At 51.2% G+C, this 15,456-nt stretch carries 11 protein-coding genes and 1 CRISPR repeat array; of the genes, 8 read left to right on the forward strand and 3 right to left on the reverse strand.

The annotated features are described in order from the left end of the window. Positions 1 to 247: 247 nt before the first annotated feature. A complete protein-coding gene (gene aqpZ / locus D9741_RS11150) occupies positions 248 to 943 on the reverse strand; it encodes an aquaporin Z (protein ID WP_130215654.1) in 696 nt (231 codons plus the stop codon). Between the two features lie 423 nt (positions 944 to 1,366). Here aqpZ and D9741_RS11155 point away from each other — a divergent pair, with 423 nt between their 5' ends. Next, positions 1,367 to 3,025 carry an ATP-dependent endonuclease gene (locus tag D9741_RS11155; RefSeq protein WP_130215656.1) on the forward strand — a complete coding sequence of 553 codons (1,659 nt, stop codon included), beginning with the start codon at positions 1,367 to 1,369 and terminating at the stop codon, positions 3,023 to 3,025. Here D9741_RS11155 and D9741_RS11160 read toward each other — a convergent pair. Beyond that, a complete protein-coding gene (locus D9741_RS11160; protein WP_130216129.1) occupies positions 3,022 to 3,978 on the reverse strand; it encodes a VirK/YbjX family protein in 957 nt (318 codons plus the stop codon). The two genes, D9741_RS11155 and D9741_RS11160, sit on opposite strands and share 4 nt — an antisense overlap. A 151-nt stretch (positions 3,979 to 4,129) precedes the next feature. Between D9741_RS11160 and macA the strand changes: the two genes are divergently transcribed. Together macA and macB are read left to right on the forward strand one after the other, a co-directional pair. Continuing rightward, entirely contained in the window at positions 4,130 to 5,245 is a 1,116-nt protein-coding gene (macA, locus tag D9741_RS11165; protein WP_130215658.1) for a macrolide transporter subunit MacA, read from the forward strand. Continuing rightward, positions 5,242 to 7,188 (forward strand): macrolide ABC transporter ATP-binding protein/permease MacB, encoded by a 1,947-nt coding sequence (gene macB / locus D9741_RS11170; RefSeq protein WP_130215661.1) that lies wholly within the window; start codon positions 5,242 to 5,244, stop codon positions 7,186 to 7,188. Before macA ends, macB begins: the two co-directional genes overlap by 4 nt. Before the next feature lie 72 nt (positions 7,189 to 7,260). On the opposite strand, the gene cspD is transcribed toward macB, so the two are convergent. Next, complete coding sequence (cspD, locus tag D9741_RS11175; protein ID WP_064530179.1) at positions 7,261 to 7,485, reverse strand: cold shock-like protein CspD; 225 nt, start codon at positions 7,483 to 7,485, stop codon at positions 7,261 to 7,263. A gap of 149 nt (positions 7,486 to 7,634) precedes the next feature. On the opposite strand from cspD, the gene D9741_RS23580 reads away from it, so the two are divergent. From D9741_RS23580 to cas3f, 5 genes are all read left to right on the forward strand, one after another. Beyond that, positions 7,635 to 7,709: a hypothetical protein gene (locus D9741_RS23580; RefSeq protein WP_214251107.1), complete on the forward strand. Its 75-nt coding sequence runs from the start codon at positions 7,635 to 7,637 to the stop codon at positions 7,707 to 7,709. A 98-nt stretch (positions 7,710 to 7,807) separates the two neighbouring features. Further along, entirely contained in the window at positions 7,808 to 8,128 is a 321-nt protein-coding gene (gene clpS / locus D9741_RS11180) for an ATP-dependent Clp protease adapter ClpS (RefSeq protein WP_000520781.1), read from the forward strand. Positions 8,129 to 8,158: 30 nt separating this feature from the next. Further along, positions 8,159 to 10,435 (forward strand): ATP-dependent Clp protease ATP-binding subunit ClpA, encoded by a 2,277-nt coding sequence (clpA, locus tag D9741_RS11185; protein WP_130205255.1) that lies wholly within the window; start codon positions 8,159 to 8,161, stop codon positions 10,433 to 10,435. A 213-nt stretch (positions 10,436 to 10,648) separates the two neighbouring features. After that, positions 10,649 to 11,036: direct repeats of the CRISPR family, unit length 28 nt; unit sequence GTTCACTGCCGTACAGGCAGCTTAGAAA. A gap of 171 nt (positions 11,037 to 11,207) precedes the next feature. Next, the gene (gene cas1f / locus D9741_RS11190; RefSeq protein ID WP_130215663.1) at positions 11,208 to 12,188 is read left to right on the forward strand and encodes a type I-F CRISPR-associated endonuclease Cas1f; all 981 of its coding nucleotides are present in this window, start codon (positions 11,208 to 11,210) and stop codon (positions 12,186 to 12,188) included. Continuing rightward, positions 12,188 to 15,421, forward strand: coding sequence for a type I-F CRISPR-associated helicase Cas3f (gene cas3f / locus D9741_RS11195; protein ID WP_130215665.1), 3,234 nt, complete (start codon positions 12,188 to 12,190; stop codon positions 15,419 to 15,421). Before cas1f ends, cas3f begins: the two co-directional genes overlap by 1 nt. The last annotated feature ends 35 nt before the right edge of the window (positions 15,422 to 15,456 follow it).

Below are 15,456 nucleotides of genomic sequence, written 5' to 3' on the forward strand. Positions count from 1 at the left end.
ATATATGTTACCTCGCGCCCGACCCGGTAGCCGTAAGGGATAAGTCGAGGGCACCGCGCAGCGGCGATTTTGTTCGCCAGAGCCCGGGGGTGCAGGGGGCGGCGGCGATTGGCCGCCCCCTGCGCGCTCCTTGCGTCAGTGGCAATATGTGGCTTAGCTCATGAAAGGAGCGCAACAAGATGATAAACCAACATATAACAACATCTTAAAAAAAAGGCCTGACATTGCGCCAGGCCTTCTGCGTTAATTAATCACGCTTTTCCAGCAGGGTCCGGTAAATCAGACCACCGATAATACCGCCGACAATTGGCACTACCCAGAAGAACCACAGCTGTTCTAACGCCCAGCCGCCCTGGAAGATGGCAACTGCGGTGCTGCGCGCCGGGTTAACGGAAGTGTTAGTCACCGGAATACTGATTAAGTGAATCAAGGTTAACGCCAGACCAATCGCGATCGGCGCAAAGCCTGCCGGCGCGTATTTGTCGGTTGCACCGTGGATCACCAGCAAGAAACCGGCACTCAATACCAGTTCAACCACCAGTGCAGAAAGCATGGAATAGCCGCCCGGTGAATGCTCGCCATAACCGTTAGAAGCAAAGCCGCTGGCCGCTGCGTCAAACCCAGCTTTACCGCTGGCGATTAAATACAGCAGTGCCGCCGCAACAATACCACCGACAACCTGGGCTACCACGTAACCAACGACTTCTTTTGCCGGGAAACGGCCACCAGCCCATAAACCAATAGTGACCGCCGGGTTAAAGTGGCCACCGGAGATATGACCGACAGCGAAGGCCATCGTCAGTACAGTCAAACCAAACGCCAGCGCGACACCGGCAAAGCCAATGCCTAATTCCGGGAACGCTGCCGCCAGCACGGCGCTACCGCAGCCACCAAATACAAGCCAGAAAGTACCAAAACATTCAGCTGCTAATTTTCTGAACATATCCACCTCAATTAAAAATTGACCCTGTGAAAAATATGGTCGTTTTATAGGGTCGTCGTAAAAAATGACGACAGAAATAATGCATCGGTATTTTAAAAACGAAGTCGAGCCATTCGCCAGATAAATAAATCCAGTAATTTTGATTTAGGGCAACAGTAAGTTCCCCCATATAGTCATTTGCCTGATTGACAGTGTAGTGCAAACGGCTGAAATAAGCCTTTGGAGGTAATAAAAATAATTTACAAGGTTAATTATTTGATTTTATTGTTTTTTAATGAGAGACAACATGAAGACGTATAACACAATTATTCGCTCATTTTTCAGACATTTGCCATGCTTAATTGTGATGTCGTCACGTATTGTCTCGGCCTTTCCCGTTATACTGCCAGAGTAAAGGATGAGTAACATATTTCTGGAGGGGATATGATTCTTGAGCGCGTTGAAATTGTGGGCTTTCGCGGTATCAACCGATTGTCATTGATGCTGGAGCAAAACAACGTCCTGATTGGGGAGAACGCGTGGGGTAAATCCAGCTTGCTGGACGCCTTAACCCTGCTGTTATCACCAGAGTCAGATCTCTACCATTTTGAACGCGATGATTTCTGGTTTCCGCCAGGTGATATCAATGGTCGGGAACACCATCTGCATATCATTCTGACCTTTCGCGAATCGCTGCCTGGACGGCATCGTGTACGCCGTTATCGCCCGCTTGAAGCATGCTGGACGCCCTGTACTGATGGTTATCACCGCATTTTTTATCGCCTGGAAGGGGAAAGTGCGGAAGACGGTAGCGTGATGACGTTACGCAGCTTTCTTGATAAAGACGGTCATCCGATTGATGTCGAAGATATTAACGATCAGGCGCGTCATCTGGTGCGTTTAATGCCGGTTCTGCGTTTGCGCGACGCCCGTTTTATGCGCCGCATTCGCAATGGAACTGTACCAAATGTACCCAATGTGGAAGTCACCGCGCGCCAGTTGGATTTTCTCGCCCGCGAGTTATCCTCACACCCGCAAAATCTTTCCGATGGGCAGATTCGCCAGGGGCTTTCGGCAATGGTGCAACTGCTTGAGCATTATTTCTCGGAGCAAGGGGCCGGGCAGGCGAGATATCGCTTAATGCGTCGGCGAGCCAGCAATGAGCAACGGAGCTGGCGTTACCTCGATATCATCAACCGGATGATTGACAGGCCAGGGGGGCGTTCGTATCGGGTCATTTTACTCGGCCTGTTTGCCACTTTATTGCAGGCAAAAGGGACATTGCGACTGGATAAAGACGCGCGTCCGTTATTGCTAATTGAAGATCCAGAAACCCGCCTGCATCCGATTATGCTTTCCGTTGCCTGGCATCTGTTGAATCTTTTGCCTTTACAACGTATTGCTACCACCAACTCTGGCGAGCTGCTTTCGTTAACTCCAGTGGAACATGTTTGCCGCCTGGTGCGTGAATCTTCTCGTGTTGCCGCCTGGCGTCTGGGGCCAAGTGGCTTGAGCACCGAAGACAGCCGCCGCATCTCTTTTCACATTCGTTTTAATCGTCCGTCATCGCTGTTTGCTCGCTGCTGGTTGCTGGTGGAAGGGGAAACAGAAACCTGGGTTATCAACGAACTGGCGCGCCAGTGTGGACACCATTTCGATGCCGAAGGGATTAAGGTCATTGAGTTTGCCCAGTCCGGGCTAAAACCACTGGTGAAATTTGCCCGGCGGATGGGGATTGAGTGGCATGTGCTGGTCGATGGCGATGAAGCCGGGAAGAAATATGCCGCAACGGTGCGCAGCCTGCTGAATAACGATCGCGAAGCTGAACGTGAACATTTGACAACGTTACCGGCGCTGGATATGGAACATTTTATGTATCGCCAGGGGTTTTCCGACGTGTTCCATCGCGTGGCGCAGATCCCGGAAAACGTGCCGATGAATTTGCGCAAAATTATTTCAAAAGCGATCCATCGCTCTTCCAAGCCCGACCTTGCCATTGAAGTGGCAATGGAGGCCGGACGTCGTGGTGTGGATTCCGTACCGACGCTGCTGAAAAAAATGTTCTCACGCGTGTTGTGGCTGGCGCGCGGTCGGGCTGATTAACCGCAAAACATCCTTGCCATCTGCGGCTGAATAGCGTCAAGCATCTCGTAGCGTCGACGGTATTCAGCCCGCTTTTTGCTGGCGATATCCGCAATCTCTTTTCGCGCTATTCTAGCGGGAAGCTGATAATGCCGCTCGGTATCGCATTCGCCACCAACCGATTCCCAGAACGCGTTATAGTCAGCATGGATTTTTCCTTCCTTATCGCGATAACGCAGGCTGCGGTAAATATGTGTTTCATTGCTGACAGCAATAATTTGTTCGACCTGTAAGCGTTGGGCGAAGAGGCAGACCGCTTCCATCACGAGTCGTTTAGGAAATAGCCCGTGGCAGGCTTTCGTCGCATTCTGGATCTGTTGGTGTGGAATTTCCCATTTCGCACCTTGCAGCCCGCCTATAAATAACGTCCTTTTCCCCTGATACTCACACAGTGTAAATGTGATCTCCGCCAGAGGAATACCTTCGCTGTTGCGGAACAGAATTGTGCTGTCACCTTCCTTATCCATTGAGATCATCATGGTCAGTTCAAGCGTGAACTGCTCGCCGTTTTTTCCTTCCAGCTTCGCAAGTTGCAGTCCCGGGGTGTTCAAATATAAGCTGAACTCTTCCGCCGACATGCACGCGCGCAGCAATGCATAATGGTAACGTAACGCCTCCAGCAATTGCTTACGGGTCATATTCACGGCAAGGTAAGGGCGATGCAGGCGAACCGGCAGGCGCGGCTGACGCGTTAACAGCGTTCTGAGATTAGGCCAGTGGGAGAGTTCGTTCATCCACTCAACGCTTAAACGCGGCATAATCAAAGAGCGCAGCAAAAATTTCTGGCGAAACCGACGGCGATGCCAGAATTTACCCGGCCGCCACTGACCCCCTGCCAGATTAAGGAAAAGAGACATGCTGCTAAGAGATTCAGATGGTGTAAATGCTCGTTCAGTGATCTGAGACATATTCATAAAATCAATGATTATACGTAACACCGATTTCACCATCGGGCATCTTAACCAAACATCAATCGTATAATTACTAACGTAAATTTTCGGTTTTTGTTGATGTTTCGTTGAAGTTGGCAGCCCCGTACGCGCATATGGAGCATTCAGAGTATTTATGAAAAAGCGAAAAAACCTTAAGAAGCGTTACGCTATTGCGCTGGTGATAGTCATCGCTGCGCTGATTGCGTTGTGGAGAACACTCAACGCGCCCGTGCCGACTTATCAGACATTGATTGTCCGCCCCGGTGATTTGCAGCAAAGCGTGCTGGCGACTGGAAAGCTGGACGCGCTGCGTAAGGTTGATGTGGGCGCGCAGGTCAGCGGTCAGTTGAAAACGCTGTCGGTGGCGATTGGCGATAAAGTAAAAAAAGACCAGCTTTTAGGGGTTATTGATCCTGAACAGGCTGAAAACCAGATCAAGGAAGTGGAAGCGACACTGATGGAGCTGCGTGCGCAAAGGCAACAGGCAGAAGCAGAACTGAAACTGGCACGGGTGACATACTCACGCCAGCAACGACTGGCGCAAACGCAGGCGGTTTCGCAACAGGATCTTGACACCGCAGCGACGGAGATGGCAGTTAAACAGGCGCAAATAGGTACTATCGATGCGCAAATCAAACGGAATCAGGCGTCACTCGACACGGCGAAAACGAATCTCGATTACACCCGCATCGTTGCCCCGATGGCTGGGGAAGTTACGCAAATCACCACTCTGCAAGGGCAGACGGTGATTGCCGCACAACAAGCGCCAAACATTCTGACGCTGGCAGATATGAGTACCATGCTGGTAAAAGCGCAAGTGTCGGAAGCGGATGTCATTCACCTGAAACCCGGTCAAAAAGCCTGGTTCACCGTGCTTGGCGATCCGCTGACGCGCTACGAGGGGCAGATTAAAGATGTGCTGCCGACGCCAGAAAAGGTCAACGACGCCATTTTCTACTACGCCCGTTTTGAAGTGCCAAACCCCAATGGTTTACTGCGGCTGGATATGACTGCGCAAGTCCACATTCAACTCACTGATGTGAAAAACGTACTCACCATTCCGTTGTCAGCACTGGGGGATTCGGTTGGCGATAACCGTTATAAAATCAAACTGCTGCGTAATGGCGAAATACGCGAGCGCGAAGTGACGATTGGCGCGCGCAACGACACCGATGTTGAGATTGTCAAAGGTCTGGAAGCGGGTGATGAAGTGGTGATTGGTGAGGCCAAACCAGGAGCTGCACAATGACGCCCTTGCTCGAACTAAAGGATATTCGCCGTAGCTATCCTGCTGGAGACGAGCAGGTTGAGGTGCTAAAGGGTATCAGCCTGGATATTTATGCAGGTGAGATGGTGGCAATTGTCGGTGCTTCGGGCTCTGGTAAATCGACCCTGATGAATATTCTCGGCTGTCTGGATAAAGCGACCAGTGGAACCTATCGCGTTGCCGGCCAGGATGTTGCCACGCTGGACGCCGATGCGCTGGCGCAGCTTCGTCGTGAGCATTTCGGCTTTATTTTCCAGCGTTACCATTTGCTTTCGCATTTAACCGCCGAGCAGAACGTTGAAGTACCCGCCGTCTATGCCGGATTTGAGCGTAAACAGCGATTGCTGCGCGCTCAGGAGTTGCTGCAACGACTGGGACTGGAAGAACGTACAGAGTATTACCCCGCCCAGCTTTCCGGTGGCCAGCAGCAGCGTGTCAGTATTGCTCGTGCGTTAATGAACGGTGGGCAGGTGATCCTCGCCGATGAACCTACCGGCGCACTGGACAGCCATTCTGGCGAAGAGGTGATGGCGATATTGCATCAGTTGCGCGATCGCGGGCACACGGTGATTATCGTTACCCACGATCCACAGGTTGCGGCTCAGGCGGAGCGGGTAATCGAAATTCGTGACGGCGAAATTGTGCGTAATCCTCCCGCCATTGAAAAGGTGAATACTGTCACGGGGACGGAATCGATAGTCAAAACGGCGTCTGGCTGGCGGCAGTTCGTCAGTGGTTTTAATGAGGCGCTGACGATGGCGTGGCGGGCGCTGGCAGCGAATAAAATGCGCACCTTACTGACCATGCTGGGGATTATTATTGGTATTGCGTCGGTGGTTTCTATCGTCGTGGTGGGCGACGCCGCCAAACAAATAGTGCTGGCGGATATTCGTTCTATTGGTACGAATACTATTGATGTCTATCCCGGGAAAGATTTTGGCGATGACGATCCGCAATATCAGCAGGCGCTAAAGTACGACGACTTAATCGCCATCCAAAAACAACCGTGGGTCGCCTCTGCCACGCCCGCCGTCTCGCAAAACCTGCGCCTGCGTTATAACAATGTTGATGTTGCCGCCAGCGCCAACGGTGTGAGCGGCGATTATTTCAATGTCTACGGCATGACCTTCAGCGAAGGGAATACCTTTAATCAGGAGCAACTGAACGGCCGCGCACAGGTGGTGGTTCTCGACAGTAACACCCGCCGCCAGCTTTTCCCGCATAAGGCCGATGTGATTGGTGAGGTCATTCTGGTTGGTAATATGCCTGCGAGAGTCATCGGCGTGGCGGAAGAGAAACAGTCGATGTTTGGTAGCAGTAAAGTGCTGCGCGTCTGGTTGCCTTACAGCACCATGTCCGGGCGGGTTATGGGCCAGTCGTGGCTGAACTCCATCACTGTAAGAGTAAAAGAAGGCTATGACAGCACCGAAGCGGAACAACAACTCACCCGTTTGTTGTCGCTGCGCCATGGCAAAAAAGACTTCTTTACCTGGAACATGGACGGCGTCTTGAAAACAGTCGAAAAAACCACACGTACTTTACAACTGTTTCTGACGCTGGTGGCGGTGATTTCGCTGGTGGTAGGCGGCATTGGCGTTATGAATATTATGCTGGTGTCAGTAACAGAGCGGACGCGGGAAATTGGTATTCGCATGGCTGTTGGCGCGCGTGCCAGCGATGTTCTGCAACAATTTCTGATTGAAGCCGTGCTGGTTTGCCTGGTGGGTGGCGCGATGGGGATAATGCTGTCGCTGTTAATTGCCTTCACCCTACAGCTTTTTTTACCCGGCTGGGAGATAGGCTTTTCTCCACTGGCGTTGCTGCTGGCGTTTTTATGCTCAACCGTTACGGGCATTTTATTTGGCTGGCTACCTGCACGAAATGCGGCACGGCTGGATCCAGTGGATGCTTTGGCGCGAGAGTGATTTTTGAGATAAAAATGCCAGCCGATCGGGCTGGCATTTTGCCTTTAGGATGTACACAATGAGACAGAAGAGCTATGCGACTGCTACTTCTACTTCGACGGGCACAATAACACTGGCGTGATTGCCTTTTGGCCCTTGGTGGACATCAAACTGAACGGGTTGTCCAGCTTTTAGCGTTCTGTAACCATCCATCTGGATGGTGGAATAATGAGCGAAAATATCTTCGCCACCGCCTTCAGGGCAGATGAAACCGAACCCTTTGGCATTGTTGAACCACTTAACAGTACCCTTTTCCATGCTTCGACATCCTTCGCAAATCTTATACAAGTAAGATGGAATAAACCGGGGTCAGAGAGGGGGCAGTTCAAAACCTCGCCAACTCTTGAAATACAATTTAGAGAAATGGGGCGAGTCGTCAAGCGTTTGACAGGGGCCAGGGGGTAGGTATGCATCAAAAATTTGAAGCAGTTAACGCTATTGACAGTAATGTCACTGATGTCGCTTATACCAACGATAGATGATAATTATCTATCATGTGGAGTAGATTGGTCAGGCAAATACGCTCTTGTCAGCGGCAGAGCGTTCTGCCGGTAACCGTAACCGAAGATGATAACTGACAATGGGTAAAACGAACGACTGGCTGGACTTTGATCAACTGGCGGAAGAAAAAGTTCGCGACGCGCTAAAACCGCCATCTATGTATAAAGTGATATTAGTCAATGATGATTACACTCCAATGGAGTTTGTTATTGACGTGTTACAAAAATTCTTTTCTTATGATGTAGAACGTGCAACGCAATTGATGCTTGCTGTTCACTACCAGGGGAAGGCCATTTGCGGAGTCTTTACCGCTGAGGTTGCAGAAACCAAAGTGGCGATGGTGAACAAGTACGCAAGGGAGAACGAGCATCCATTGCTGTGTACGCTGGAAAAAGCCTGAATGCAGGTATAAAAATTGGGGGAGGTGCCTATGCTCAATCAAGAACTGGAACTCAGTTTAAACATGGCTTTCGCCAGAGCGCGCGAGCACCGTCATGAGTTTATGACCGTCGAGCACTTGTTACTGGCATTGCTCAGTAACCCATCGGCCCGGGAGGCGCTGGAAGCGTGCTCCGTGGACCTGGTTGCGCTCCGTCAGGAACTGGAAGCCTTTATTGAACAAACCACACCTGTTCTGCCCGCCAGTGAAGAGGAGCGCGACACGCAGCCGACCTTGAGTTTTCAGCGTGTATTGCAGCGTGCAGTCTTCCATGTTCAGTCCTCCGGTCGCAGTGAGGTTACCGGTGCGAATGTTCTGGTCGCTATCTTTAGCGAACAGGAGTCGCAGGCGGCGTATCTGTTGCGCAAACATGAAGTCAGCCGTCTTGATGTGGTGAACTTTATTTCTCATGGCACGCGTAAAGACGAGCCATCTCAGTCTTCTGAACCAGGAAACCAGCCGAGCAGTGAAGAACAAGCTGGTGGGGAGGACCGTATGGAGAATTTCACGACCAACCTGAACCAGCTTGCACGCGTGGGCGGAATTGACCCGCTGATTGGTCGTGAGAAGGAACTGGAGCGCGCCATTCAGGTTCTCTGCCGCCGCCGTAAAAACAACCCGCTGCTGGTTGGGGAGTCTGGCGTCGGTAAAACGGCGATTGCTGAAGGTCTTGCCTGGCGAATTGTTCAGGGCGATGTGCCGGAAATCATGGCTGACTGTACGATTTACTCTCTCGATATCGGCTCCCTGTTAGCAGGCACCAAATATCGCGGCGACTTTGAAAAACGGTTTAAAGCGTTGCTCAAGCAGCTGGAACAGGATACTAACAGCATCCTGTTTATCGATGAGATCCATACCATCATTGGAGCGGGCGCAGCGTCTGGCGGGCAGGTAGATGCAGCCAACCTGATCAAACCGTTGCTCTCCAGCGGTAAAATTCGCGTGATTGGATCGACGACCTATCAGGAGTTCAGCAACATTTTCGAGAAAGACCGTGCTCTGGCGCGTCGCTTCCAGAAAATCGATATTACTGAACCGTCGATCGAAGAAACTGTGCAAATCATCAATGGCCTGAAACCGAAGTACGAAGCGCACCACGATGTGCGTTATACCGCGAAAGCGGTGCGTGCGGCGGTGGAGCTGGCGGTGAAATACATTAACGATCGTCATCTGCCGGACAAAGCGATTGACGTTATCGACGAAGCGGGCGCTCGCGCACGTTTGATGCCGGTAAGCAAGCGCAAGAAAACGGTGAATGTGGCGGATATCGAGTCCGTGGTAGCCCGTATTGCACGTATCCCTGAGAAGAGCGTTTCTCAGAGTGACCGCGATACGCTGAAAAACCTTGGCGATCGCCTGAAAATGCTGGTCTTCGGTCAGGATAAAGCCATTGAAGCGCTTACCGAGGCCATCAAGATGGCGCGTGCGGGTTTAGGTCACGAACATAAACCAGTTGGTTCATTCCTGTTTGCTGGTCCAACCGGGGTCGGGAAAACCGAGGTGACGGTACAGCTTTCCAAAGCACTGGGTATTGAGCTTCTGCGCTTTGATATGTCCGAATATATGGAACGTCATACTGTCAGCCGCCTGATTGGTGCGCCTCCAGGATACGTTGGTTTTGATCAGGGCGGTCTGTTGACCGATGCGGTCATCAAGCATCCGCACGCGGTGCTGCTGCTGGACGAAATCGAGAAAGCGCATCCGGACGTATTCAACATTCTGTTGCAGGTGATGGACAACGGCACGCTGACCGATAACAACGGGCGCAAGGCCGATTTCCGTAACGTGGTACTGGTGATGACCACCAACGCCGGGGTGCGTGAAACCGAGCGTAAATCCATTGGTCTTATCCAGCAGGATAACAGCACCGATGCGATGGAAGAGATCAAGAAGATCTTTACGCCGGAGTTCCGTAACCGTCTCGACAACATTATCTGGTTCGATCATCTCTCTACAGACGTGATCCACCAGGTGGTTGATAAGTTTATCGTCGAGTTGCAGGTTCAGTTGGATCAGAAAGGTGTTTCTCTGGAAGTGAGCCAGGAAGCGCGTAACTGGCTGGCCGAGAAAGGTTACGACCGGGCAATGGGCGCACGTCCGATGGCGCGTGTCATCCAGGACAACCTGAAAAAACCGCTCGCTAACGAACTGCTGTTTGGCTCGCTGGTGGATGGTGGCCAGGTGACTGTCGCGCTGGATAAAGAGAAAAATGAGCTGACCTACGGGTTCCAGAGTGCACAAAAGCATAAACCGGAAGCCGCGCATTAATCAGATTGTTAGGTAAGTTGATGAAGTCCGTAATCTCGTCAGGGGTTACGGACTTTTTGTTTATGGGGTGGAGGAAGTTCAGACCCTTTTTTTGATGATGATGGTAATTTGTTGATAATTAGTGCTGCTGGAAGGTAAGGATAAAAAAGGGTGGCAGCAGGAAAATGAGATGGTTTTGCTTTATTAACAACGGGCTAAACGTGTAGTATTTGAGTTCACTGCCGTACAGGCAGCTTAGAAAACATCATGAACGCGCAGCAAAATGCGGCTATTGTTCACTGCCGTACAGGCAGCTTAGAAAAATCCGGATATGGTGATTTATATCTACCCGCAGTTCACTGCCGTACAGGCAGCTTAGAAAGGTGCGACGGCAGCAGCCAGCTCCGGGACAGAGTTCACTGCCGTACAGGCAGCTTAGAAACAGTCCGCCAGCTCGTTCGTGCCGCCTGATAAGTTCACTGCCATACAGGCAGCTTAGAAAAAAAGATGTCCTCCTGCCGAGTACAGCGGAATGTTCACTGCCGTACAGGCAGCTTAGAAATAAATTTGAGGGTGAGGGTAAGCGGGGTTTCCGTTCACTGCCGTACAGGCAGTTTCACAAATACGATGATGGCAGAAATTTAGCTGCGTTATGGCGTTCTCAACTCCGAACCATTAGCCACAACACGCAATAACAATTGTGATAATTGCGATAGAAATCAATTTCTCGCACAGAAATCAATGCTGTACTAATCCTAACTCCTTCAAATAAAAATAATCACAGGATGTGTTTATGTCTTCCAATTACCTTACTCCATCTGACCTCAAAACCATTCTCCACTCTAAACGCGCCAATATTTATTATCTGGAAAAATGCCGGGTGCAGGTGAATGGTGGGCGAGTGGAATATGTTACCAGTGAAGGTAAGGAGTCGTACTACTGGAATATCCCCATTGCGAATACCACGGTATTGATGTTGGGGATGGGAACATCCGTTACTCAGGCGGCGATGCGTGAATTTGCCCATGCCGGGGTGATGGTGGGCTTTTGTGGTACGGATGGCACGCCGCTGTATTCGGCAAATGAAGTTGATGTTGATGTCTCCTGGCTCAGTCCGCAAAGCGAATATCGTCCTACTGAATATCTTCAGCAGTGGGTTTCTTTTTGGTTTGCTGAAGATAAACGACTTGCCGCCGCGAAACGTTTTCAGTTAATCCGCCTGACACATATCGATAAGCACTGGTCCAGCGCGAAAATGCAGCGTGAACACGCCTTTCAGCCTGATGCTAATGCACTGCAGACCCTACTAAATCGTACTCGTGAAGAAATAGACGCGGCAGAAAACCATACGCAGCTTATGCTCGTAGAGGCCAAATTGACCAAAGCACTCTACAAAATGGTGAGCCAAACCGTGGGCTATGGCGACTTTACGCGCGCAAAACGGGGCGGTGGGATTGATATGGCCAACCGCTTTCTCGATCAGGGTAATTATCTGGCTTATGGGCTGGCGGCAGTTGCGGCGTGGGTAACCGGGATCCCGCATGGTTTAGCAGTAATGCACGGTAAAACACGTCGCGGCGGCCTCGTTTTTGACCTTGCCGATCTGATTAAAGATGCCCTGGTTATGCCACAAGCATTTATTGCCGAAATGGCGGGAGAAGATGCTCAGGAGTTTCGTCAACGCTGCATCAATATCTTTCAACAAGCAGATGCGCTGGATGTCATGATCACCTCTTTGCAAGATACGGCCCAGGCACTGGCTAAGGCTGATTAATGAATGTTCTGATTATCTCGCGCTGTACAAAAAACGCCCGCGTGGAAAGCTGCCGTATTATTGATCAGTTTGCTGAACGCACCGGTGATGCCGCATGGCAAACGGTGATTACTCTGGAAGGCGTTAATACACTCCGCCGTTTACTGCGCAAAACTGCCAGGCGAAATACCGCAGTGGCATGTCACTGGCTGAAAAAGAACGGGCAAATGGAGTTGATGTGGATTGTGGGTAATATTCGTCGTTTTAATGCACAGGGACGCGTTCCCACGAATCGAACAACCCAAACCAGCCTGGTGAACAAGGAAGAAAATCGCTGGCAATGCGCGGAGAGCATTGCGCTGCTGGCGGCTATCGCCGGGTTGTTTCATGATTTTGGTAAAGCAGGACGCAGCTTTCAGCAAAGCCTGACCCATAAGAGCGCACGCAGTTATCAACCTTATCGGCATGAATGGATCTCACTGCGGCTCTTTCAGGCGTTTGTTGGTGAACAGCCAGACGATGTGTGGCTGGAGAAACTCGGGGAATTAACGGCAGATGATGAAGTTGCGATTCTTGAACGTCTGCAAAAAGACACGCCTCATTTTTCAAATAGTCCATTCAGTTCGCTGCAACCGCTAGCCAGGACGGTAGGTTGGCTGATCCTTTCCCATCATCGAATGCCGGAGAATCTTTCTCCACAGCCGGAACAATCATGCAAAGGTTGTGAAAGTTGGCTGGAGAAGCAACTGAATGCTGACTGGAATGCCGTTAACCACCGCAAAAATGACTGGACGCAACAGGATTTTGAGCAAGTCTGGCAGTTTCCATCAGGAACGCCGCTTCAAAGCGCGAGCTGGCGGGAAAAAGCGCGTCAGATTTCTCGCCGGGCAAGCAACGCGCTCGGTTTAAAGACATACGGGCAGATGGAACAGTTGTTCCCCTTACATATGGCGCGTTTTTGCCTGATGCTTGCCGATCACTACTATTCATCTAATGACGCGCAGCAAAAATGGCAGGACCCGGAATATATCGTCTGGGCAAATAGCGATCGCCAAAGCGGCACGCTCAAACAACGGGTAGACGAACATCTTGTGGGCGTCGCGCATCATGCGTATCTGCTTGGGCGGCAACTGATGCACACACGGGCATCGCTTCCGGCAATTGCCCGACATAAAGGTTTTAGCCAGCGGGCCACAGATGTGAAATATCGCTGGCAAGATAAAGCCTGGGATGTGGCGCGAGCGCTACGTGAACGAAGTCGGGAAGAGGGATTTTTCGGCGTCAATATGGCCTCGACGGGGTGTGGTAAAACCTTTGCGAACGCCCGCATTATGTATGCACTTGCCGACGAGCGAGAAGGGTGCCGATTTACCGTTGCGCTGGGATTGCGCACGCTGACTTTGCAAACCGGCGATGCTCTGCGCAGTCGGCTTGGACTGGGTGAGGATGAGCTGGCGGTACTGATTGGTTCGGCGGCAGTTAAGCAACTGTGGCAGCAGGAAAAAATAGACAATGATTACGGAAGTGCTTCGCAAGAGCCGCCAACAGAGGAGCAACAGTTCGTTAAGTACGAAGGCAGCCTGCATACCGGGGCGCTGGAAAAATGGTTGAAGGATGACAGCAAACTTAAGGAGTTAGTTAGCGCACCGATTCTGGTCGCGACGATTGATCATCTTATTTCCGCGACCGAGGGTGTGCGTGGCGGGAAACAGCTTCCGGCGATGTTGCGCCTGTTAACCAGCGATTTAGTGCTCGACGAACCTGATGACTTTGATATTGCCGATCTTCATGCGGTATGTCGTTTGATGAACTGGGCCGGGATGCTGGGAACACGGGTATTACTTTCCTCGGCGACGCTACCTCCAGGGCTGATTCAGGCGTTGTTCGCGGCTTATCTCGCCGGGCGTAAAATGTGGCAGACGTCTTGTGGTACCAACGGCAGGCCCGTCAATATCTGCTGTGCCTGGTTTGATGAAAAAGATGCTGATGCAACGCAAATTTGCGACGGGCCTGGGTTTCGTGATGCACATGCAAAATTTGTTGCGCGGCGAGCGGTAATGCTGGCTGAAAAAGAGCGACTGCATTTCGGGCGTGTTGCTTCAATTTCATCTGCATCAAGCACGATACAAGACGTTAGCGAAAGTGTGGCCCAGACGGTGCATACGCAAATGCTGAAGTTGCATCAGGCGCATCGCCAGCGACACGAAAGCGGTAAAACCGTTTCGCTGGGCCTGGTGCGCTTCGCGAATATCAATCCACTGGTTGCGGTGACCAAAGCTCTGATTGCCATTCCTTCACCAGAAGATGTCTGCATTCATTACTGTGTTTACCACTCCCGACATCCGCTGGCGGTGCGTTCAGATATTGAGAGGCGACTGGATCGCGCGTTTACTCGTCATAACGAACTCGATTTCTGGAACAACGAAGATATCGCAGATGCCTTACATAACCGTCCGGAATCGCACCATCTGTTTGTGGTGTTGGGGACATCGGTTATCGAAGTGGGGCGTGACTGGGATGCGGACTGGGGAATTATCGAACCAAGCTCCATGCGCTCGATTATTCAATTTGCCGGACGTATTCAGCGCCACCGTAGAAATGTGCCGACCAGTGAGAATCTGGTTATTTTGCGTAGCAATATCAAATCATTGCAGAAAAAAGCCCCCGCATTTTGTAAGCCTGGTTTCGAAACAAAAGAACACTTGCTGAATAGCCACGATATTTGCGAACTGATTCCGATTGCGGACTACAGGACGATTAACGCCTTGCCGCGGATCCTGTCTGCCAATAATGACAACAAACTGGCGGAGCTTGAACATAGTCGTTTATCCGCCGAATTGATGAGCAGTAAAAGCAAACATGTGGTGGCGGCGCAATGGTGGCGTGCACCGCTAAGCTGGAACGGCTGGATGCAGCGCCAGACGCCATTTCGTTATTCCCCTTTGCCGGAGGCGGTGTTTTTTCTGCATATGGATGATGAAGAAAGCGAAGCGCGTTTCTATTCCCGCACGGGCGACAACGAGCGTAAAGCGCAAGGGAATTTCAGGCGAGAAGAAGTGAGATGCGCCAGCGGCGTCGCTTGCTGGGGCGTGATGGATTACCAGCACGTTTTGTTGAATTTAGCTGATAAGCAAAGTTGTGAGATAGCAAACGTTGGGGAAAAGTTTGCGGAAGTGAGAGTGCCGGCCAGTGAAGAAGATGCGGTCAATGACTGGCGTTATCACCCCTGGTTAGGTGTGTTTCGCAACCTGTGATGGGGGCGAGCTGCCTGTACGGCAGTTTACAAGTC

The sequence above is a fragment of the Escherichia sp. E14V7 genome (genome assembly GCF_004212225.1).
Classification (GTDB): Bacteria; Pseudomonadota; Gammaproteobacteria; order Enterobacterales; family Enterobacteriaceae; genus Escherichia.

Excerpts from the sequence above, each read along its gene's own strand:
- aqpZ (WP_130215654.1), bottom strand. The coding sequence starts at position 943 with ATGTTCAGAAAATTAGCAGCTGAATGTTTTGGTACTTTCTGGCTTGTA.
- D9741_RS11155 (WP_130215656.1), top strand. The coding sequence starts at position 1,367 with ATGATTCTTGAGCGCGTTGAAATTGTGGGCTTTCGCGGTATCAACCGA.
- D9741_RS11160 (WP_130216129.1), bottom strand. The coding sequence starts at position 3,978 with ATGAATATGTCTCAGATCACTGAACGAGCATTTACACCATCTGAATCT.
- macA (WP_130215658.1), top strand. The coding sequence starts at position 4,130 with ATGAAAAAGCGAAAAAACCTTAAGAAGCGTTACGCTATTGCGCTGGTG.
- macB (WP_130215661.1), top strand. The coding sequence starts at position 5,242 with ATGACGCCCTTGCTCGAACTAAAGGATATTCGCCGTAGCTATCCTGCT.
- cspD (WP_064530179.1), bottom strand. The coding sequence starts at position 7,485 with ATGGAAAAGGGTACTGTTAAGTGGTTCAACAATGCCAAAGGGTTCGGT.
- clpS (WP_000520781.1), top strand. The coding sequence starts at position 7,808 with ATGGGTAAAACGAACGACTGGCTGGACTTTGATCAACTGGCGGAAGAA.
- clpA (WP_130205255.1), top strand. The coding sequence starts at position 8,159 with ATGCTCAATCAAGAACTGGAACTCAGTTTAAACATGGCTTTCGCCAGA.
- cas1f (WP_130215663.1), top strand. The coding sequence starts at position 11,208 with ATGTCTTCCAATTACCTTACTCCATCTGACCTCAAAACCATTCTCCAC.
- cas3f (WP_130215665.1), top strand. The coding sequence starts at position 12,188 with ATGAATGTTCTGATTATCTCGCGCTGTACAAAAAACGCCCGCGTGGAA.